Here is a 20,197-nt window from a genome sequence, read left to right as displayed (position 1 = left end):
CCCTTCCCGCGTCACGGGGGGCACCCCTTCGGCGAGGGGTGCCCCCCGTGACGTAGGTACGCAGTGCCTGCGACGGTGTCAGAGTGTCCGCGCGATCAGGTACCGGAACACGTTCGGCATCCACACGGTCCCGTCCCGTCGCTCGTACGGATGCAGCGCCTCGGCGATTTCCTTGTCCACCTGTATCCGGTCCGTCGCCGCGATCGCCGGATCGAACAGCCCCGTCGACAGCAGACCCCGTACGGCGCTGTCCGCGTCGGCGTATCCGAAGGGGCAGGCCACCCGTCCCGAACCGTCCGGCATGAGGCCGGCCCGCCGGGCGACGTTTTCCAGGTCGTCGCGGTGCGCGGGGCGCCAGGTTCCCGTGCCGCGCAGCGGCTCCGCCAGCCTGGTGGCCACCCGGAGCACGGACGCTGTGGCGCAGCGCTCCGGCGGGCCCCAGCCGGTGAGCACCACGGCCGCTCCGTGACCGGCGAGCGGAACCGCCTCGGCGAGCTGTTCGCTCAGCCCGTCCGCGTCCCCCGTGAGGCATCCGATGGGTTCGAAGGCGGTCACCACGGTGTACGCGGGGCTGTCCTCGTCGGCCGTGTCCGTGCCGGAAGCCGCCGTGTCCGCCGTGCCCCCGCGGACCATGCCCCCAAGGGAGCCGTCCACGATCCGGACGTTCGCACGCGCGCGTGCGTCCCGCCCGGCGGGCAGCAGCCGCTCGCGCGCGAGGGCCAGCAGGCCCGACGAGGTGTCGACACCGGTGACCTCGGCGCCCCGGGAGGCCGCCCTCAGCAGGGCGAGTCCCGAACCGCAGCCGAGGCCGAGCAGCCGTGTCCCGGACCCCACGTCCAATCGCTCGTAGACGGCCTCGTAGAGCGGTACGAGCATCCTCTCCTGTATCTCGGACCAGTCACGCGCGCGTGCCTGCCGGTCCACGCGAGGGCCGTGGCCTGTGCGAGGAAGGTGCTGCCGCACGAGCGTAGGTGTCATAGGTAAGCGCCCCAATCAGCCGAGAGTTGCCGCGCCGCCCATTGCCTCGCCCCCGCGCGGCGCGCTCGCACTACCCCCGTCATGCCAGGAAACTCCGCCCTCGACCCGGCGTCCAGTGGAGCGGGGCGGTGGCTTGGGAGTCGCTCGTGCCAGTGGCAAGAACTCACATTCCGGTAATCAGGGGGAGACCGGATGGTTTCGGCCAAGGTCCACAAACCGGTGATCGCGGACGGGCCCGGGACGGGCGGCGGGAGCGGTGAACGGGCCGGTGTCGGGTGTCGGCGGCGGGCGGGGTAACGTCGTGGCCGTGGCACGCGCCCGCGGGGCCGGAGCCGGTCCGAGGTCGCTCCGTCGCGAGAGCGGCCGAAACGCCCCTTGCGCATCCGTGGGTCACGGGAGCACCGGCGCGCGGACGCCGCGTACGCCCCGGGCCGAGGGGCCGTGTACGTCAGCCTACGCACCACCTTGAGGTGAGCTGTGAGGCTTCTCCGCAGATCAGCGCACCCGCCCTCGTCGGGACGCATGAGCGCATACTGACGGGTAAGGGCAAATTATTTGGGATGCCCCGGAATCGGAACACAGAGGCACCCCGGCTCGTTGTCATTACGTGAGCACGACACAGACACCACCTGTACTCGCCGCAGAACTGGCGCAGGCGTGGGCCGATATTCAGCGGTACCACCCCGAGCTGCCCGATCTTGCCGCGCCCGAGTCCCTGATCGGGGAGTCGTCGTCCGCGTGCGGTCACGAGCTCTCCTTCGAGCGACTGCTGCACGAGGCAGTCCATGGCATCGCCGCCGCACGCGGCGTACGCGACACTTCCCGCGCCGGCCGCTACCACAACCGCAGATTCCTCGCGATCGCCGAGGAACTGGGCCTGGACCACCCCGACGAGCCGCATCCCAGCAGCGGCTTCTCGCTGGTCTCCCTCACCCCGGAGGCGAAGCGCCGCTACCGTCCGACGACCGAGCGCCTCCAACGCGCCCTGAAGGCACACTCCGCCGCGACCGCGGGCGACACCGCCCGCAGCTTCCGCGGTCCGGCGGCGCGACATGGCTCGTCCGGCGGTGGTGTGCGCGTCAAGGCCGTCTGCGACTGCGGTCGCAATGTGCGGGTCGTCCCGTCGGTCCTGGCGCAGGCCCCCATCGTCTGCGGCGGCTGCGGCAAGCCGTTCCGGATCCCCGAGGGGGTGGCCGCGGCCGCGAGCTGACAGCAATCCGGCATCTCGTGGGTGCCGGACGCACATCGGATGCGCGGATGCCGTCCACGCCCGCGCATCCGCGGCAGTCGGGCCGCCTCGCCGGCACCCGGCGCGGCGGCACGGTCTCCGTCACGCCGGGTGCCGGCGAGGCGTGCCCGGGGAGGCCTGCCGCACCCGCGGTCCCCGGCGTCCCGCAGGGTGTGGCAGAATGGTCAGCTGTACTCGACGGCCGAACAGGAACCCTCTCTCCTCCGGCTGACGCGTCCATCGGGCACTCGGGTACCGCAACCCCACGCGGCCGTCTCGCCGTGCCCAACCACGTCAAAATCCAGGAGAACCCACTCCCGTGGCAGTCAAGATCAAGCTGAAGCGTCTGGGCAAGATCCGTTCGCCTCACTACCGCATCGTCGTCGCCGACTCCCGTACCCGCCGTGACGGCCGGGCCATCGAGGAGATCGGCAAGTACCACCCGACGTACAACCCGTCGGTGATCGAGGTCGACGGTGAGCGTGTGGCGTACTGGCTCGGCGTCGGCGCCCAGCCGACCGAGCCCGTGCTCGCCATCCTGAAGAAGACCGGCGACTGGCAGAAGTACAAGGGCGAGCCCGCCCCGGCTCCGCTGCTCCAGCAGGCCGAGAAGACCGGCCGCCCGTCGTTCGAGGCGCTCGGCGGCGAGGACGAGGGCAAGGGTGAGGCCATCACCCAGAAGAAGAAGACCGAGAAGAAGGACGAGGCCCCGGCCGAGTCCACGTCGACCGAGGCCTGAGCATGCTCGAGGAGGCTCTCGAGCACCTCGTGAAGGGCATCGTCGACCATCCTGACGAGGTGCAGGTCGCCTCGCGCGACCTGCGCCGCGGGCGTGTGCTCGAGGTCCGGGTCCACCCGGACGACCTCGGCAAGGTGATCGGCCGCAACGGCCGCACCGCACGCGCCCTGCGCACCGTCGTGGGCGCCATCGGCGGCCGCGGTGTCCGTGTCGACCTCGTCGACGTGGACCACGTCCGCTGACGCTCAGCGCAACCGGCTCGGGCCGGGGAGGGCCTCAGGGCCGTCCCCGGCCCGTCGTCGTACGACAGGAGATCAAGCACAGTGCAGCTGGTAGTCGCTCGCATCGGCCGTGCCCACGGCATCAAGGGCGAGGTCACCGTGGAGGTCCGCACCGACGAGCCGGAGCTGAGACTCGGGCCCGGTGCCGTCCTGGCCACCGATCCCGCCTCCGCCGGACCGCTCACCATCGAGACCGGCCGGGTGCACAGCGGACGCCTCCTGCTGCGCTTCGAGGGCGTCCGTGACCGCACCGGCGCCGAGGCGCTGCGCAACACCCTCCTCATCGCCGAGATCGACCCGGACGAGCAGCCCGAGGACGAGGACGAGTACTACGACCACCAGCTGATGGACCTCGACGTCGTCACCCGGGACGGGCAGCCGGTGGGCCGGATCGCCGAGATCGCCCACCTGCCGACGCAGGACCTCTTCGTGGTGGAGCGCCCCGACGGCAGCGAGGTGCTCGTGCCGTTCGTGGAGCAGATCGTCACCGAGATCGACCTCGAGGAACAGCGCGCGGTCATCGACCCGCCGCCGGGCCTCATCGACGACCGGTCCGCCCGCGACGAAGTCGCCGATGAACACGGCGCCTCAGCGCGGGACGAGAACGCTGCTTCGCGGGACGAGGCGTGATGCGGCTCGACGTCGTCACCATCTTCCCCGAGTACCTCGAACCGCTGAACGTCTCCCTCGTCGGCAAGGCGCGCGCGCGTGGACAGCTGAACCTCCAGGTGCACGACCTCCGCTCCTGGACCCACGACCGGCACAACACCGTCGACGACACCCCGTACGGCGGCGGCCCCGGCATGGTCATGAAGACCGAGCCGTGGGGAGAGGCGCTCGACGAGATCCTGGCGGACGGCTATGAGGCCGGCGTGCACACGCCCGCCCTGATCGTCCCCACCCCCAGCGGCCGCCCCTTCACCCAGGAACTCGCCGTCCACCTCTCCGAGCGTCCCTGGCTGATCTTCACCCCGGCCCGCTACGAGGGCATCGACCGGCGCGTCGTCGACGAGTACGCGACCCGCATGCCGGTGTACGAGGTGTCCATCGGCGACTACGTCCTGGCCGGCGGCGAGGCGGCCGTCCTCGTCGTCACCGAGGCCGTGGCCCGGCTGCTGCCCGGTGTTCTGGGCAACGCCGAGTCCCACCGGGACGACTCCTTCGCCCCGGGCGCCATGGCCGGCCTCCTGGAAGGCCCCGTACACACCAAGCCGCCCGTCTGGCGCAGCCGGGGGATTCCCGAGGTGCTGCTCAGCGGCCACCATGGGAAGATCGCCCGCTGGCGGCGCGACGAGGCGCTGAGGCGCACCACGGCCAACCGGCCCGACCTCATCGAGCGCTGTGAGCCCAAGGCCTTCGACAAGAAGGACCGCGAGATGCTCTCCATCCTGGGCTGGGAGCCGGACCCGGCCGGGGAGCCGTACGGCCGATTTTGGCGCAGGACCGGCGACGTGGAAGAATAAGCCGCTGTTGTGCGTTGTCCGGCGTGCGCCCCTGCCGCAGGGGGACACGACGCCCGCCTCGAACCGCATACCCCGATCCGAACCCCAATTGCCGTTGATGACCTGCGGCATCAGCGAAGAAAGCAGACGAAATGTCTCACCTGCTCGACTCCGTCGACTCCGCGTCGCTGCGCAGCGACCTCCCGAACTTCCGTCCCGGTGACACCGTCAACGTCCACGTGCGCGTCATCGAGGGCACCCGCTCCCGTGTGCAGCAGTTCAAGGGCGTGGTGATCCGCCGCCAGGGTGCCGGTGTGCGCGAGACCTTCACGGTCCGCAAGGTCTCCTTCTCCGTCGGCGTCGAGCGCACCTTCCCGGTGCACACCCCGATCGTCGAGAAGATCGAGCTCGTCACCAAGGGCGACGTCCGCCGCGCCAAGCTGTACTACCTGCGTGAGCTGCGCGGCAAGGCGGCGAAGATCAAGGAGAAGCGCGAGAACTGAGCGTTTCCCGAGGCCGGATAACATCTGGCCTCGATGGACAGCGAAGCACAGTCGACGGAGCGCGACCGCTCCCCCCACCCGGCCGGACCCGAGGACACCTCGGGGGCCCCGGGCCCGGAGGGACGGTCGCGTTCCGCGTTGGCAGGGCATCTCGTGGGATGGCTCCCCGGGGGACGGAGCACCGCGGCCCTGCTCCTCGTGCTGCTGCTCCTGCTGGCGTTCAGCACCTTCGTGGCCCGGCCGTTCCAGATTCCCAGCGGATCGATGGAGCCCGCGTTGAGGGCCGGGGACCGTGTTCTCGTACTCAAGTTGGCATACCGTTTCGGTGCCGGACCGCAGCGCGGCGACATGGTTGTGTTCGACGGCACCGGGTATTTCGGGGACGCCGACTACATCAAGCGCGTTGTCGGTGTGGGCGGGGACCACGTGGTCTGCTGCGACAAGGACGGGAGGATCCGGGTGAACGGCCGGTCGGTCGACGAGTCGGGTTTCCTGTTCCCCGGCGAGAGCGCCTCCACGGTGCCCTTCGACGTCGTCGTTCCCGAGAAGCGCCTGTTCGTCCTCGGCGACCACCGCGGCTCCTCCAGCGACTCCCGTGACCATCTCGGTTCGCCCGGCGGCGGCATGATCCCGGTGAGCAGGGTGATCGGCCGTGCCGACTGGATCGTCTCGCCCTTCGGCCGCGCCACTCGGCTGCACCGCCCCGACGCCTACGCGCGCGTGCCGGCTCCGGTGCCGACCGACCGGGCGAACGCGGCGCACCCGGGGGAGGGGACCCATGGGTAACCGCGGCAAACCCCGCGGCGTCCCGGCGAGCGCCGCGGACAACCTGCTGCCCACCGGTGCGCGCCGCGCGGTGAGCGCGTCGAGCGGGCGCAGCCGGGCCGACCGGCGCAAGCTCCAGCGGAAGGTCAAGCGGCGCCGTCGGCACGGCGCGGTCAAGGAGATACCGCTGCTCATCGGGGTCGCCGTCCTGATAGCGCTGGTGCTGAAGACGTTCCTCGTCCAGGCCTTCGTCATCCCGTCCGGCTCCATGGAGCAGACGATCCGGATCGGCGACCGTGTCCTGGTGGACAAGCTGACCCCGTGGTTCGGCTCCAAGCCGCAGCGTGGGGACGTCGTCGTGTTCAAGGACCCCGGCGGCTGGCTGCAGGACGAGCAGCCCACCCCCCAGAAGGCGGACCCGGTCGGCATCAAGCAGGTCAAGGCCGGACTCACCTTCATCGGCCTGCTGCCCTCGGAGAACGAGAAGGACCTCATCAAGCGGGTCGTGGGGGTCGGCGGCGACCAGGTCCAGTGCTGCGACACACAGGGACGGGTCACCGTCAACGGGGTGCCCCTGGAGGAGGGTGACTACCTCTTCCCGGGAAACGCCCCGTCCACGACGCCGTTCGACGTCACCGTGCCCCAGGGGCGCCTGTGGGTGATGGGCGATCACCGGTCCAACTCCGCCGACTCCCGCGCCCACCAGGACACCGGCTACGGGGGCACCGTCTCCGAGGAGGAGGTGGTGGGCCGGGCCATGGTCATCGCCTGGCCGTTCGGTCACTGGAACATGCTGGACGAACCGACGGCCTACGCGTCCGTGTCGGACTCGACGCCAGGGTCGACCGCTGCCGCCCAACTGTCGCATAGGGTTGCCCCGGATGATTCGAACGGAATGATTCAGCTCCCGAGCCCTGCGGAACTCCCGCTCGTTATGGGAGTAGTGGGCCTGCGCCGCGCATGGGGCAGGCGGCGGCACAGAGTGAGGAGCTGGCGTGGGGGATGTGGCGGTTGGCGCACGGTCCGGAGCCGACGGCGAGGAGCACCGCGGGCGTCCCGCGGAGCCCTTCGTCCCGGTCGAGGACGGCGCCGTGACCTTCGGGAGTGACTCCCCGGCGGCAGGAGAGGGAAGAGTGGCGGACGACCGGTCGGAGAGCGGCGGCCGAGGACAGGACGAGCCGCCCCGCGAGCAGAAGAAACCACGCTCCTTCTGGAAGGAGCTGCCCATCCTGGTCGGTATCGCCCTGGTCCTGGCGCTGCTGATCAAGACGTTTCTGCTGCAGGCGTTCTCCATCCCCTCGGACTCGATGCAGAACACCCTGCAGCAGGGCGACCGTGTCCTGGTCGACAAGCTCACCCCCTGGTTCGGCTCCGAGCCCGAGCGCGGCGAGGTCGTGGTCTTCCACGACCCGGACGCATGGCTGGCGGGCGAACCCACGCCCGCAGCCAACCCGCTGCAGAAGGTCCTCAGCTGGATCGGTCTGATGCCGTCCGCGGAGGAGAAGGACCTGATCAAGCGGGTCGTCGGGGTCGGCGGCGACGTCGTCGAGTGCAAGGGCACCGGCCCGCTGACGGTCAACGGCGTCGCCCTGAACGAGGCGGACTACGTCTACCCGGGCAACACCCCGTGCAGCCAGGACGACCAGGGCGGCCAGTTCAAGGTCGAGGTCCCCGAGGGCAAGATCTGGGTCATGGGCGACCACCGGCAGAACTCCCGGGACTCCCGCTACAACCAGGCCGACAAGAACCACGGCATGGTCCCGGTGAGCGACGTCGTCGGCCGTGCCGTCGTCATCGCCTGGCCGGTCGGCCGCTGGGGCATGCTCGAGGTCCCGGGCACCTTCGACCAGCCGGCGCTGGGCACGCAGGCATCGGTATCCGGGGCGCTGACGGTGGCACCCCAGGGGATCGCGCTCGTGGGTGCGGTGCCGCTGGTGCTGTGGCGGCGCAGGTGGGACGGCCGGCGCGAGGACGGGTCCAAGGCCTGAGCGCCGCGGGCGGCCGCCGAGGTGGTCGCCCGAAGGAGGGGCTGACCCGGTTCGGTACTGCCGGGTAGGGTGCCGCCCATGACTGGTCAGAGCACGACACGTACGGCTTCGCGGGGCGCCGGTGCGGGCCGGGGCCCGGCGGGCAGTCGGACCGGGCAGCGACTGTCCTCACTGGCCGTGGCGCTGGGTCTGGTGCTGTTCCTCGGCGGGTTCGTCTGGGGAGCGCTGGTGTACCTGCCGTACACCGTGCCCACCCCCTCGATGGCGCCGACGATCGATCCCGGTGACCGGGTGCTGGCCCAGCGCGTCGACGGCGGCGACGTCCGCCGCGGCGACGTCGTGGTCTTCAGGGACGACAACTGGGCAAACGTACCGGTCGTCAAGCGGGTGGTCGCCGTCGGCGGGGACACCGTCTCCACCGGGCAGGACGGCACGCTGAAGGTCAACGGTACGGAGATCGACGAGCCGTATCTCTTCGAGGACGAGGCGACCGGGCTGGGCGCCTTCCCGGAGGTGGCCGTGCCGAAGGGCCGGCTGTTCCTGCTCGGTGACGAGCGAAGCGGCTCCCTGGACTCGACCTCGCACCTCACCGACACCGCGAACGGCACCGTCTCCCGCGAGGCGGTCGAGGCCCGGGTCGATGCGGTGATCTGGCCGATGGACGGCATGCTGGAGGCCCCGACAGGCTTCGAGAAGCTCGGCGAACTCTCCGCGCCGGGGCCGCTGCCGACGGTCGCTGCCATGGTCATCGGCGGTGCCGTGCTCATCCTCGGCGGGGCCGCGTACGGTCCGCTCGCCCAGCGGGCCGGCGCCTCCCGAGCCCGTCGTGCGGACGCGGGAGCGAGGGCGGCCGGTGCCCGCTGAGACGTCCCACGCCACCGGCGATTCCTACGAGGGTCAGGGCGCGGGCGCGGGCGCGGGCGGGGGCGGGCTGCGCAGGGTCGCCCGCGTCGTCCTGCTGGACCCGAGGGACCGCATCCTGCTGCTGCACGGCCATGAGCCGGACGACCCCGCCGACGACTGGTGGTTCACACCCGGCGGTGGCGTGGAGGGTGACGAGACCCGTGAGCAGGCGGCGCTGCGGGAGCTCGCGGAGGAGACCGGCATCACGGAGGTGGAGCTGGGGCCCGTGCTGTGGCGGCGGACGTGCTCCTTCCCGTTCGCGGGCCGCCGCTGGGACCAGGACGAGTGGTACTACCTCGCCCGCACCACCAGGACGGCCACCGGGGCCACGGCACTGACCGAGCTGGAGCGGCGCAGTGTCACCGGAGCACGCTGGTGGACATGCCCGGAACTGGCTCGGGCCCGTGAGACGGTGTACCCGACGAGACTCGCCGAGTTGCTGCGCACCCTGCTCGACGAGGGTCCCCCGGCCGGACCCGTGACCCTGGACACCGAGATCGTCTAGCCGCAGGCCCCGGGGGCCGTCCGGCGGGTCGGCCCGGTTCGGGGACGGCGACCCCTGGGACTGGCGCACAATGGTGGGATCGCACAGGTGAAGGGGAACATGCCATGAGCGCCGAGGACCTCGAGAAGTACGAGACCGAGATGGAGCTGAAGCTCTACCGGGAGTACCGCGACGTCGTCGGTCTGTTCAAATACGTGATCGAGACCGAGCGCCGCTTCTATCTGACCAACGACTACGAGATGCAGGTGCACTCGGTCCAGGGCGAGGTGTTCTTCGAGGTGTCCATGGCGGATGCCTGGGTCTGGGACATGTATCGGCCGGCCAGGTTCGTGAAGCAGGTGCGCGTCCTGACATTCAAGGACGTGAACATCGAGGAGCTCAACAAGAGCGACCTGGAGCTCCCGGGCGGGTGACCTGGGGGCCCCGGCGGGGACATGATGCACCCCGGCGGATGACGGAGTTTTCCACAACCGCCGGGTTGTCCACCAAGATCCACTCCGGATGGCCGGCTGCGTGACGGTTGGCGCCGGAGGTGGTGCCGACGTGAACCCACAACAGCAGGCACGCAGCGCACTCGGCAGGTACGGCGAGGCGCTGGCCGCGCGGCGGCTGGCGCAGGCCGGAATGACGGTCCTGGAGCGCAACTGGCGCTGCGGCAGGACCGGCGAGATCGACATCGTGGCCAGGGACGGCGACGTCCTCGTCGTCTGCGAGGTGAAGACCCGCAGGGCCGTGTCCTTCCAGCACCCCATGGAAGCGGTCACCCCCGCCAAGGCGGACCGCCTGCGTGGCCTGGCGCAACGCTGGCTCCAGGAGCATGGGGGAGCACCGCCCGGCGGCGTCCGCATCGACCTGGTCGGCGTCCTGCTGCCGGAGCGGGGCGCGCCCCGGGTCGAGCATGTCCGGGGGGTGGCCTGAGATGGGGTTCGCCCGTACGTGTTCGGTGGCGCTGGTCGGCGTCGAGGGCGTGGTCGTGGAGGTCCAGGCCGACCTGGAACCGGGAGTGGCGGCGTTCACACTGGTGGGGCTGCCGGACAAGAGCCTGACGGAGAGCCGCGACCGGGTCAGGGCAGCGGTCGTCTTCCCTGTCAAGTCAATGTGTTCAGGCTGAGCCCTCGTCGCCAGTTGCCTCTGTAGGAGGCCGCTGTCGTCCGGTTTGTTCGGGCAGGTGAAGCGGCCAGGTTTCCTTCGTGTGCTGATCGACCGTTGAAGGAAGAAAACCCAGTCGTGCTCCTGGATGCCCTCGGCTCAGAATTGCTCAGCCTCTTCAGTCCCGTCGGCTCCAGGTGAGAGTGTCTGACTCGGCCCGACATTCCTGCCGGACGCTTCTGTGTCCGGCGGCCTGAGCCTGTTGAACAGGCTGGTGGCTTCGTCAGCGGCAAGGTTCAGAGCCTCGGTGAGGCCTCTGAGTGGCGCCCTCCGGGGCTGAGGAGAGCCCCGCACCTTCCGGGCCACCGCCAGCGTGCCGGCGGCGGCCTAGAAGTGAACCTGGCTGGCTTGGGTGCCGCGCGCTGGTAGGCAGGAAGAGTACGGCGTCGGCGAGGAGTGCTCTGTCTCCCAGCGGCTCCGGACGACCTTAGAGCTCATAAAGGATCTTGGTGGGATGCCCTGGTCGATGGTAGTTGGTGTGATGATTCAGCCGTTCGGGACGGTGTGAATACTCGGCCGTGGATCATGAATAACGACTCGAGCCGCTGCTGCCCTGGCCGACTGGTCCCCGAGGCATGGCGACAGCCCGGCCCCCGCACCACGTACCGGCGAGTGAGAGCGTGGCCGACTCGCTCACCCCGGATACGCCTGGGCCGGGGTCGGGACCCAGGCGTACCTTTCGTTCGGCTACTGGTGCTGGGCCCACCACAGGATGCCCGCAACGAGTGCTGAGCCCAGTGCCCAGCACGCGCCGCGGACCAGGCTGAAGAGCGCGGCACGGCCCAGCTTGCGGGCGATGGGCGTGGTCATGTTCATGTGTTCCTCTCCTCGGTGGTCGCCGGCCGGTGGGGCCGGACATGGATGACCGTGCCGCGTGTGGGTGGTGGGTGTCCGAAAGAGCGGGCAAGGCGGGAGAACTGCCTCTACGCTCCTGGTCATCGGCGTGCCCGTCGTGCCCCGATGCGGGCAGCGGGGGCAGGCGGGCACATGGGGAAGGTGGCGTGGGTGGGGAAGTCGTCCAAGGCTCGTGAGTTGTACGACGCGCTGCGGGCCCTGGAGGTCAGAGCCATCGCCGGGTACAGCAGGGAGACCGGGCACAGGCATTCGCGTCGTGCTCTCGCCCGTGCGGTCGGTGGCCGGGATTCGACGATGGACCGGCGCCTGGCGGAGTGGCTGCACCCCGAGTGGGACAGGGCGAAGACCCCAGATCCGAGCAGCAGCGATCACCTGATCGCCGTGGTCCGGCAGTGGAGCGCATGGGCTGGTGAGCCGTGTCACGAGGGCTGGTGGCGCACGCTCCTGGAACGAGCCCAGCCTCCCCGCTCGCCTCTCCCGCCCGCGAGGGCACGACAGCGTGGGGACGAGAGCTACACCGCCTGGATCGAGGAGCACATCCTGTCGGCGCAGTTGCTGGAGAGGGACGACGAGCTACGGGAACTGACCGCGTTCTGTTCCGGACCGGATCTCCCTGGCGCATCCGCGTACATGTGGTGGCAGGCGCCTCCCTGGGCAGGTAAGTCAGCCCTGGTTTCTGATTTCGCGGTCCGGCACCGGCCGGACGGCGTGGAGGTGGTGTCCTGCTTCATCACCGATCGCCTGGGCCGCAACGACAGGCAGACATTCCTCGAGACGGTGATGCGGCAACTGGCGCTGGTCGCCCGGCGGGACGCTGGAGCCGTGGGAAGCCGTCCCGAGGACTTCCCTAGTCTGTGCCGGGCCGCGGCGGAGGCGTGCCAGGGCAGGGGTCGGCGCCTGGTGCTGATCGTGGACGGCTTGGACGAGGACCAGGGAGCGGTGTCCGGCGGGCTGAGCATTGCCGCCCTGCTGCCGAGGGTCCCGCCGGCCGGTATGCGTGTAGTGGTCACCGGCCGGCCCAGCCCACCCGTTCCGGACGACGTTCCCCCCGACCACCCCCTACGCGCCCGGGACGTCATCCGCACACTTGTTCCGTGGTCTCACGCCACAGGCATCAGCACCTTCGCACGGCGTGAGCTGCGTCGGCTGTTGGACGACGAGGAGGTCGGAGTCCCGCTGCTCGGTTTGCTGGTGGCGGCCCGCGGTGGCCTCACGGCCGCCGACCTGGCGACCCTTGTCGGGGTGCGCCCGTTCAGGGTTGACCGGCTCCTGCGGGGAATCACCGGCCGTAGTTTCATCCCCGGCAACCACGGCCAGGTAGGTGTGCCCGATTCTCCGACCGCCCTGCACGTTCATGCGCTGGGCCACGAGGAGCTTCGTCAGGAGGCCCTGACCTCCTTGGGCGATGTGACCGGGTTCGAGAGGCAGTTGCACGCGTGGGCGGATGGCTATCGCGCCCGGGAATGGCCGTCCGACACTCCGTCCTACCTGCTCTACGACTACCCGCGCATGCTGCACAGCGTCGGCGATCTGGAGCGGCTGACCACGATCGCCCTCGACCCACATCGTCAACGTGCCCTGCTGGAGCGCGCCTCGCTGGATACCGCGTTCTCCCATATCGAGCTGACCGCCGAGACGGTCCGACGCCAATGCCCCGACGACTTGGTGGAGTTGGCGGCACTCGCGGCGTCTTCGGCCATCCTCGCCGAGCGAGCCAGGGCCCTGCCCCCAGGTGTCCCGATGGCGTTCGCCCGTCTGAGACACGCTCGGCGTGCCATGGATCTTGCGCTCGTCGCACCCTATCCGGCAGAGAAGGCTGTCCGGCTGGCGAAGGTGGCCCGTGTGCTGGCCGAAGTTGGCGACCAGCTCGCCGCTGAGGCCGCAGCGGAGGCCGCACGATGGGCCGACCGGGCCCGACAGGAGAGCGCGCCGCCCAGCGGTGACGAACAGGAGGCGGAGGAGGCCACCGGGGAGGCGGCCGTAGCACTGATGGTCGTCGGTGAGCTGCGCCAAGGCCGCGAACTGCTTGGAAAGCTCGGGGCGTCGGCAGCAGCTGGCGACGAGTCTGGGTCCACCGTGGTGGCACGGGCCGCCTTCGCCGCCCGTTCCCACAACCCCGCTCTAGCGGAAGAATTGCTGGACCAGGCCGAGCGGTATGCCGACGAGCTGGCCGCTGGCTCTCCGGCCGATCCGAGCGCGCCGGTGTCGGCATGGGCCGCCATCGCCGTGGCTGCCGAAGGCGCGCGAGTCGACTGGATGTACGAACGGATCAGCCAGTACGCCCGGGCCTTCCCCTCACGTCTGACCGCCTGCGCCGTCGATGCTTCCGCGGCCTCGGCTCTGGCCGCCGTCCGTCCGGACCAGGCGAACACCCTGGCTGAGCAGGCGGCGCGGCGCCTAGAAGCTGCGCTGAGCGGCCCCGAAGCCTTGCCGGACGACGACGGAGGCGATCTGACCATGCTCCTCGCTCCCATACTGACCACCGTCGTACGGGCCCTGGTAGACACCGGGTCGGTGGACCGTGCACGCGACCTCGTGGCCTGTGTGCCGGAGGAGAGGCATACGGGACTAATGGGGATGGACATGCTCGCCGGGGCCCGAGCCGTGCTCGCCGATGGCCTCGACGACCCAGGAGAGGAGCCGTCAGCAGAGACGCTGGCCCAGCAGGCATACCGGCTCGCGGACCGCGACGAGTTCAACGAGGCGAGCCAGCGCTTGTCTCAGGCGCTGGAAGCACTCGGATCTCCCCAAGACCGAGGAAATCGACGCACCCCGCCACGGGAGACCTGGCTCATCTCGTTGTGCGCCGCGCTTTCGGCCATCGGCCGACAAGGTGACGGCGCGCAGTTGGCTCGGAGTCTGTGGGACCCGGTCGATCAAGTGCAGGCGCTTGCTGCCGCGGCAGCCGCCTCAGCCTCACGGACCGGGCATCTCGAGGATGCGCGACGACTGGCGTATGAGGCCGCCGACCGTGCCCAGACGCTGAAAGGCACCGGCAACTTTTCCTTCTTCGACGGTGCTCCGGGCCGGGAGGTAGCTGACGCGAAAGGCGCCGCCGCACAGGCCCTGGCCCACGTCGGCGAACGTGACCGTGCCTTGGCACTCGCCGAGGAGACCGGCCCGGCGGATCACAACAGAAGGCATCGCGGGCTCGTGGCCGTCGCGGCCGGGCTGCGCTCCTATGACGCGGCCACCGCCGTGGACCTCATCGACCGCCAACGAGAACGCCTCCTGACCGCGGACGCCTCACCGCGTGGTTGGAGCGGTCGTATGGCCGAGCTCAGTGAGCTCTTCGCCGCCATCGCCGATGCAGACGCCGAATGCGCTGACCGCCTTAACCAGGCCGCCGAACACGTGGCGCAAAAACTCAAGGAATCAGAGACCTGGCTGGATACGGAGGACCTTCTTACGGTGCTCCTCCTGCATGCCCGAGAAGAACGCGACGACGCCCACAGCACGCTGACGTCGTGGGAGCAGAGGTCGACCGGCAGCGCCCCGTGGGGGCTGCCGGTAGGGGCCATAGCTATCGCTCACGCGGCACTCGGCGACTTTGAGGCTGCGCGGCATCGTGCAAGCCGCCACAACGTTCCGTACGACCGTGCCGAGGCATTCGCGGCTGTGGCCGGCTATCTCACCCGGACACCGGCAGGCATCCGGGCCGTCTCGGCGTCCACCAGCACCGCCTTCACCGAGACGTTTCGAACGCTTGCCCAGATGCAGATTCCCCCCGACACGACGGAAATGGCTCGGAATGCGCGGCAGCTCACGGCCAGCGCGCTCGCGGGCGACGGTTGGCACTGCGCCTTGCCCGTTCTGGCTCGCCTCGCCCCAGCTGCGGTGGAACGCGTGAGAGACATTGTCTTTACTCACCGCGGGCTTCCACTGCCGAATGGCTGACTCGCATGCCGAACCGCGCAGGCGACACACGGTCGCAATTTCATGATCACCAGGACCTATGCCCGTTCTGATGCCGAGGCCCACTACCGGTGATTTGTTGACTTGGGGCAGGGTCCGCGGTAGGCCGGTAGGTGGGGGATTTCCGCAGGCCGGAGGTGGTCGCGATGGTGACCGCGAGGCGTCCGTGCCCGCCGGCGCCGGGACCGCTGGAGGGCTATGCGACCCGGTTCGACGACCTCTTCTCCTCGCTGGCGCAGCGGCGTGGGTTCCGGGAGTACCTGGCCGGGCTGCTGCTGCCGCGGGATCGGAACAAGACGCTGACCTGCCTGGCCGGAGCGGAGCCGATCGTGGGGGCCCAGCACTCGGGGGTGCAGCGGCTGCAGTTCTTCCTCTCCGAGTCGCGCTGGGACCCCGAGCGGGTCAACGCGCGGCGGCTGGAGCTGCTGCGGGCCGATCCGGCGACGGTCCCGCACGCCGATGGGGTGCTGGTCATCGACGACTCCGGGGACCGCAAGGATGGCACCACGACCGCGCACGTCGGGCGGCAGTGGCTGGGCCGGTACGGCAAGACCGACAACGGTGTGGTCACGGTGACCACGCTGTGGGCGGACGAGCGCCTGTACTATCCGCTGCACGCGGTGCCCTACACCCCGGCCCACCACTTCGAACGGGGCCGCAGCGACCCGGCCTTCCGCACCAAGTGGAAGATCGCCGCGGAGCTGGCCGGCCGGGCCCGGGCCGCCGGATTCCCCTTCCGGGCGGCGGTGGCCGACGGCGCCTACGGCGACCTGGACGACTTCCGCTGCGAACTGCACGCCGTAGGCGTGCCGTTCGTCATGGCAGTCAAACGCCGCCGCGGCATCTGGGCCTACGGTGACCAGGCCCGCACCCCGGTGGACGCCGCCCGCGAGCTGGCCTGGGACGGCCCCGGGGAGCCCGGGGACTGGACGCCCGTGGTGCGCACCTTCCGCGACGGGCACACCGCCATCTGGTGGGCCGCCGATGCCACCTTGGGCTTCTGGGGACCGGACGGCCTGACGCGGCTGGTGGTGGCCACCACCGACCCGGCCACCCTGCCGGAGAAGGCCACCTGGTACCTGGCCACCGACCTGCCCCGGCCCGGCTCGCCCCGCGCCGCCGAGTCCCCCCACCCGCCCGCGGACCTGGCCGAGATCGTACGGATCTACGGCATCCGCACCTGGATCGAGCAGGGCTACAAGCAGGTCAAGGACGAATTGGGCTGGGCCGACTTCCAGGTCCGCTCCGATGCCGCGATCCGTCGTCACCAGACCCTGGTCAACTGCGCGTTCACCTTCTGCTGGGAGACCTGGCTCACCGACCCGGAACCTGAGGCAACGTCGGCACCGGCATCGGACACCGACGCCGGAGAGAGGGGGGAACATATCGGTCCCGCCGTGCTGGCCGAAGGCGATCCGCGCCGTCCGCGGCTGGCTGACCCCCGCGGTCGCGCTGCAGCGCTGGTGGCGGGCCTGGTCCACGGCGCCCCCGCCGACCGAGCTCCAGAGCCTGATCGACGCGGTCACCACCGGGCACACCGTGAGCCTCTACTCCCCGGTTTAACAAATCACCGGTAGCTTGACTCTGACAGAGGTGGGCATTCACCACTGAGCTTCGCCCCACTCTGGGGGCTCCTCTGGAAGGTCCCCGCCCCTGGGGGCCTGCGCGTCGGAGTCGACAGCGGCCCGCACTGGGGGTTCAGGGACGGTGGCGGCGTCAGGGATGGCAGCAGCGCACGCGTCGCAGGTGTCAGCAAGGTGCCAGGTCCGCCCTCGGTCCGCCCGGATGAGCAGAAGCCGCAGCTGGCCGGCGCAGGGACCTTGACGCCGGTGCCATGCACAGGATTTGTCGCGGCACTGGCAGGTACGCAGGTGCGGCGGCAACCGGGACTCCATGAGATGGCGAGCAAGGTGTCGGCGGATCTCCCGGACCACGACACCCGCCGCCAGCGTGGGCAAGGGGCAAGCGCTGCAGCTCAGCATGGGCTGCCCGGACGGACTGCTGATCGTGACGGTCCAGGCGCGTGAGGACTGGGTGATGGTCATCGGTCCCTCCAAGCCGGTATGCGAGTGTCCCCGGTCCTCCTCGCGGGGCGGCTCCGGGCGCGGCCACCGTAGTGCAGACCTCTGCCCTGGCGACTTGGGGTCTTACCCCGCAAAATAGGGCAGAGGTCTGCACTGTCAGGGCAGGGGTCTGCACCGTCGGATAGACCGGTGACGATCTCCCTGCCGCCGGAACCCGACCCGACGGCACTGCGGCAATCCCTCGCCCGCCTGCGCGCCTCCCGCGGCTGGAGCTACGACGAACTCGCCGCCCGCAGCGGCCTGTCCCGTCGCACCCTCATCGAGATCGAACAGGGCCGCACCATCGGCACACTGGCCACCTGGCACGCCCTCGCCCATGCCTTCACCATCCCGCTGGGTGAGCTCCTCGACCCGCTTTGCGCCGGCCACGAACCTCCGAGTTCCGGGCGTTGAGCGAGGCATCCGCAGGTCACCCGAAGGAGAAGCCCGTCTCGAATAACTGCCCTTGAACCGGGTGTACGTCTCATTCTTGTCACCACATCGAAGGGTTCGGGCGGCGCGTGCACGGGCGCTGGGCGTGTCCGTTGGCACGTTTGGCTCCGGCACCTGCGCCACGGGCAGGTCGATTCTGTGTGCCCGCTGTTCCGCGCGGGCCGTCACGGCTTCCGGAGAGGTCCCTTGATGCCCTTCATCCCCACCGACGAACAGGCTGCGGCCCTCGAGACATTCCAAAGCGGCGACCATCTGGCCATCCAGGCCGGCGCCGGGACGGGTAAAACCTCCACGCTTGCCTTCCTCGGCGAGCAGATGCCCGGCCGCCGCGGGCGCTACCTCGCCTTCAACCGGGCCATCGCCCTGGATGCAGCCGCCCGCTTTCCCGCCACCGTGCAGTGCAGAACCGCCCACTCCCTGGCCTACGCTGCCCTCGGTCACCGCTACCGCAGCCGCCTCAACGGCCCCCGCAAGCCCGGCTGGAGAATCGGCCAGGACCTGGGGATCAACACCCCCGTACGTATCAGCGAGATCGACCTCATGCCCGCGACGCTGTCCAACGCGGTACTGCGGACGGTGACCCGCTTCTGCCAGTCCGCCGACACAGAACTGGCCCACCATCACGTCCCGCACCTGCGGCGCCTCGACGAGGACGAAGCACACACGGAACTCGCCGACCTGCTCCTGCCGTACGCCCGCAAGGCGTGGGCTGACCTGCAGGATCCCCATGCAGGTATGGTGCGCTTCGAGCACGACCACTACCTGAAGATGTGGGCCTTGACCGACCCCGTTCTGCACGGCGACTTTCTACTGCTGGATGAGGCGCAGGACACCAACCCCGTGCTCGAGCAGATCGTCCTGGCCCAAAGAGAGCGGACCCAGATCGTCATGGTCGGCGACTCCGCCCAGGCCATCTACGGCTGGCGCGGCGCCCGCGACGTGATGACCCGCTTCACCGGCCGCCACCTCACCCTCACCCGCTCCTTCCGCTTCGGCCCCGCGCTCGCCGCTGAAGCCAACCGGTGGCTCACCCTCAGCAAGGCCCCGATCCAACTCACCGGAACACCCTGCATCCCCACCACCATCGGCCCGCACTCAGGCCATCCGGACGCGGTCCTGTGCCGCACCAACATCGGGGCCATCACCGAAATCCTCGCCCTTCTCGAAACCGGCACCAAAACGGCCCTGGCCGGTGGCGGTGACGCACTGCGTGCCCTGGCCCAGGCCGCCAGCGACCTCATCCAGGGCCGCCGCACCCATCACCCCGAACTCGTCCTGTTCACCACCTGGGCGGCCCTGCGCGACTACGCCGAGCGCGACCCAGCCGGAAGCGACCTGCAACCCTTCGCCAATCTCGTCGACGAGCATGGCCCCGACGCCATCCTCCACGCCGTGAACCGCCTTGCTCCCGAAGCCCACGCCCAGGTCACCGTTTCCACTGCCCATAAAGCCAAAGGCCGGGAATGGGCCCGCGTGCGCATTGCCCCCGACTTCACGCCTCCCCCCGACACAGACGAGGTCGATGCCTCGGGCCACCCCGTACCGGGCCCGATCGACGAAGCTGAAGCCCGCCTGGCTTACGTGGCCGTCACCCGCGCCCGCCACCACCTCGACCCCACCGGCCTGGCCTGGATCAACCAACACCCTGACAGCCCGCCCATGGCCCGGTGACACAGTTGACGTGCCGCCTGATCGGCTCCGTAGGCGGCCAACTGTGCCACAGACAGCGCCTGCTGCCTTGAGAGGGCGTTTGATGTTGATTCGCGATAGGTATTTTGACCCGCTTTGCCGTATTAATCGGCACCGCGCACAGCCTGAAATGCCTGGAAGTTCCGCACTGGTGAGAACCTTCCGCCCCATTGCTAAACCAGACGGAATCCAGCTCCGATAAGCTGATCAAACGGGCACACAAGCCGGCACCCGGAAAGCCGTGAAGGCGCGCGTAAGGTGCGAATCAACCCGAAGACTGCTGGCCGCAGGAGCGACTTAGCGCCACAATCCATCCCTAAACGCCCTCTGAGAGGGCGTTTAGGGGGCGTCGATTAATTAATGAGGCGTGTCGCGTCATCCTGGCGTTGATGTTGCGTGCATGACGTACGTGGCGAGTTGGCTGGGGTCGATGAGCCGGACGGGTAGTGGTTCTGCGCGGTGGCCGTGCTGCTGAAGCAGGGGGCGGACCTGCTTGATCAGGGCGCGGATCTGGTTCTCGCCGACCCGGAACAGATGGGCGGTCAGCGAGCAGGGAAGCCCGCGCTGATCAAGGAGGGTGGCCCAGATCATGTTTTCCACGGCGAGTTTGCGGTGCCTGGGGCGCTGACCGGTGGGGAGCTGGTCGATCAACCTGCTTACACCAGTGGTGAGTTGGTCGAGATCATGGCGGGTCATCCCGGTCAGTACGGGGTGGGTTGCCATGGTGGTGTCGAAGGTATG

At 69.7% G+C, this 20,197-nt stretch carries 19 protein-coding genes and 2 pseudogenes; 18 read left to right on the top strand and 3 right to left on the bottom strand.

From position 1 onward, the window contains the following. Positions 1–78 precede the first annotated feature (78 nt). Positions 79–978, bottom strand: a complete 900-nt coding sequence (locus tag ACFP2V_RS10910) for a methyltransferase domain-containing protein (protein ID WP_381209185.1) — start codon at positions 976–978, stop codon at positions 79–81. Positions 979–1,585: 607 nt separating this feature from the next. Here ACFP2V_RS10910 and ACFP2V_RS10905 point away from each other — a divergent pair. The 14 genes and pseudogenes from ACFP2V_RS10905 to ACFP2V_RS10840 all read left to right on the top strand — a co-directional run. Then, the gene (locus tag ACFP2V_RS10905; RefSeq protein ID WP_381209182.1) at positions 1,586–2,188 is read left to right on the top strand and encodes a hypothetical protein; all 603 of its coding nucleotides are present in this window, start codon (positions 1,586–1,588) and stop codon (positions 2,186–2,188) included. Between the two features lie 337 nt (positions 2,189–2,525). Beyond that, on the top strand, positions 2,526–2,945 hold the full coding sequence (gene rpsP, locus ACFP2V_RS10900) for a 30S ribosomal protein S16 (protein WP_381209179.1): 420 nt from the start codon (positions 2,526–2,528) through the stop codon (positions 2,943–2,945). 2 nt (positions 2,946–2,947) lie between these two features. Continuing rightward, positions 2,948–3,187: an RNA-binding protein gene (locus ACFP2V_RS10895; protein WP_381209176.1), complete on the top strand. Its 240-nt coding sequence runs from the start codon at positions 2,948–2,950 to the stop codon at positions 3,185–3,187. Positions 3,188–3,268: 81 nt separating this feature from the next. After that, positions 3,269–3,856, top strand: coding sequence for a ribosome maturation factor RimM (gene rimM, locus ACFP2V_RS10890; RefSeq protein ID WP_381209173.1), 588 nt, complete (start codon positions 3,269–3,271; stop codon positions 3,854–3,856). Then, positions 3,856–4,689: a tRNA (guanosine(37)-N1)-methyltransferase TrmD gene (gene trmD, locus ACFP2V_RS10885; protein ID WP_381209170.1), complete on the top strand. Its 834-nt coding sequence runs from the start codon at positions 3,856–3,858 to the stop codon at positions 4,687–4,689. The genes rimM and trmD overlap by 1 nt, the downstream gene beginning before the upstream one ends. A gap of 131 nt (positions 4,690–4,820) precedes the next feature. Next, entirely contained in the window at positions 4,821–5,171 is a 351-nt protein-coding gene (gene rplS / locus ACFP2V_RS10880) for a 50S ribosomal protein L19 (protein ID WP_381209167.1), read from the top strand. Between the two features lie 33 nt (positions 5,172–5,204). Further along, a complete protein-coding gene (gene lepB / locus ACFP2V_RS10875) occupies positions 5,205–5,957 on the top strand; it encodes a signal peptidase I (RefSeq protein ID WP_381209164.1) in 753 nt (250 codons plus the stop codon). Beyond that, positions 5,950–7,044, top strand: coding sequence for a signal peptidase I (lepB, locus tag ACFP2V_RS10870; RefSeq protein ID WP_381209161.1), 1,095 nt, complete (start codon positions 5,950–5,952; stop codon positions 7,042–7,044). Before lepB (ACFP2V_RS10875) ends, lepB (ACFP2V_RS10870) begins: the two co-directional genes overlap by 8 nt. After that, positions 6,932–7,924: a signal peptidase I gene (gene lepB / locus ACFP2V_RS10865; protein WP_381209158.1), complete on the top strand. Its 993-nt coding sequence runs from the start codon at positions 6,932–6,934 to the stop codon at positions 7,922–7,924. The genes lepB (ACFP2V_RS10870) and lepB (ACFP2V_RS10865) overlap by 113 nt, the downstream gene beginning before the upstream one ends. A 78-nt stretch (positions 7,925–8,002) precedes the next feature. Beyond that, positions 8,003–8,788 (top strand): signal peptidase I, encoded by a 786-nt coding sequence (gene lepB / locus ACFP2V_RS10860; RefSeq protein WP_381209155.1) that lies wholly within the window; start codon positions 8,003–8,005, stop codon positions 8,786–8,788. Continuing rightward, a complete protein-coding gene (locus tag ACFP2V_RS10855; protein WP_381209152.1) occupies positions 8,778–9,332 on the top strand; it encodes an NUDIX hydrolase in 555 nt (184 codons plus the stop codon). Before lepB (ACFP2V_RS10860) ends, ACFP2V_RS10855 begins: the two co-directional genes overlap by 11 nt. Before the next feature lie 104 nt (positions 9,333–9,436). Further along, complete coding sequence (locus tag ACFP2V_RS10850; protein ID WP_003965949.1) at positions 9,437–9,745, top strand: DUF2469 domain-containing protein; 309 nt, start codon at positions 9,437–9,439, stop codon at positions 9,743–9,745. Between the two features lie 100 nt (positions 9,746–9,845). Continuing rightward, positions 9,846–10,250, top strand: coding sequence for a YraN family protein (locus ACFP2V_RS10845; protein WP_381209149.1), 405 nt, complete (start codon positions 9,846–9,848; stop codon positions 10,248–10,250). A gap of 1 nt (position 10,251) precedes the next feature. Continuing rightward, positions 10,252–10,413: pseudogene (locus ACFP2V_RS10840) on the top strand (magnesium chelatase domain-containing protein); the annotation flags it as partial. A gap of 755 nt (positions 10,414–11,168) precedes the next feature. Here ACFP2V_RS10840 and ACFP2V_RS10835 read toward each other — a convergent pair. Then, the gene (locus ACFP2V_RS10835) at positions 11,169–11,297 is read right to left on the bottom strand and encodes a hypothetical protein (RefSeq protein ID WP_381209146.1); all 129 of its coding nucleotides are present in this window, start codon (positions 11,295–11,297) and stop codon (positions 11,169–11,171) included. A 216-nt stretch (positions 11,298–11,513) separates the two neighbouring features. Between ACFP2V_RS10835 and ACFP2V_RS10830 the strand changes: the two genes are divergently transcribed. From ACFP2V_RS10830 to ACFP2V_RS10815, 4 genes are all read left to right on the top strand, one after another. Next, positions 11,514–15,233 (top strand): hypothetical protein, encoded by a 3,720-nt coding sequence (locus ACFP2V_RS10830; RefSeq protein WP_381209143.1) that lies wholly within the window; start codon positions 11,514–11,516, stop codon positions 15,231–15,233. Between the two features lie 167 nt (positions 15,234–15,400). Further along, positions 15,401–16,828, top strand: a complete 1,428-nt coding sequence (locus ACFP2V_RS10825) for an IS701 family transposase (RefSeq protein ID WP_417801228.1) — start codon at positions 15,401–15,403, stop codon at positions 16,826–16,828. A gap of 636 nt (positions 16,829–17,464) precedes the next feature. Further along, complete coding sequence (locus ACFP2V_RS10820) at positions 17,465–17,728, top strand: helix-turn-helix transcriptional regulator (RefSeq protein ID WP_381209137.1); 264 nt, start codon at positions 17,465–17,467, stop codon at positions 17,726–17,728. A gap of 228 nt (positions 17,729–17,956) precedes the next feature. Continuing rightward, positions 17,957–19,438 (top strand): UvrD-helicase domain-containing protein, encoded by a 1,482-nt coding sequence (locus ACFP2V_RS10815; RefSeq protein ID WP_381209134.1) that lies wholly within the window; start codon positions 17,957–17,959, stop codon positions 19,436–19,438. 393 nt (positions 19,439–19,831) lie between these two features. Here ACFP2V_RS10815 and ACFP2V_RS10810 read toward each other — a convergent pair. Next, positions 19,832–20,197: pseudogene (locus ACFP2V_RS10810) on the bottom strand (hypothetical protein); the annotation flags it as partial.

Origin of the sequence: Streptomyces incanus (genome assembly GCF_042656345.1) — a bacterium.
GTDB classification, from domain to species: Bacteria; Actinomycetota; Actinomycetes; order Streptomycetales; family Streptomycetaceae; genus Streptomyces; species Streptomyces incanus.
The sequence above is the reverse complement of the archived record's forward strand: the minus strand, read 5'-3'. Positions and strand labels throughout refer to the sequence as shown.

Excerpts from the sequence above, each read along its gene's own strand:
- rplS (WP_381209167.1), top strand. The coding sequence starts at position 4,821 with ATGTCTCACCTGCTCGACTCCGTCGACTCCGCGTCGCTGCGCAGCGAC.
- ACFP2V_RS10910 (WP_381209185.1), bottom strand. The coding sequence starts at position 978 with ATGACACCTACGCTCGTGCGGCAGCACCTTCCTCGCACAGGCCACGGC.
- ACFP2V_RS10895 (WP_381209176.1), top strand. The coding sequence starts at position 2,948 with ATGCTCGAGGAGGCTCTCGAGCACCTCGTGAAGGGCATCGTCGACCAT.
- trmD (WP_381209170.1), top strand. The coding sequence starts at position 3,856 with ATGCGGCTCGACGTCGTCACCATCTTCCCCGAGTACCTCGAACCGCTG.
- ACFP2V_RS10815 (WP_381209134.1), top strand. The coding sequence starts at position 17,957 with ATGCCCTTCATCCCCACCGACGAACAGGCTGCGGCCCTCGAGACATTC.
- ACFP2V_RS10835 (WP_381209146.1), bottom strand. The coding sequence starts at position 11,297 with ATGAACATGACCACGCCCATCGCCCGCAAGCTGGGCCGTGCCGCGCTC.
- lepB (WP_381209161.1), top strand. The coding sequence starts at position 5,950 with ATGGGTAACCGCGGCAAACCCCGCGGCGTCCCGGCGAGCGCCGCGGAC.
- ACFP2V_RS10850 (WP_003965949.1), top strand. The coding sequence starts at position 9,437 with ATGAGCGCCGAGGACCTCGAGAAGTACGAGACCGAGATGGAGCTGAAG.
- lepB (WP_381209155.1), top strand. The coding sequence starts at position 8,003 with ATGACTGGTCAGAGCACGACACGTACGGCTTCGCGGGGCGCCGGTGCG.
- lepB (WP_381209164.1), top strand. The coding sequence starts at position 5,205 with ATGGACAGCGAAGCACAGTCGACGGAGCGCGACCGCTCCCCCCACCCG.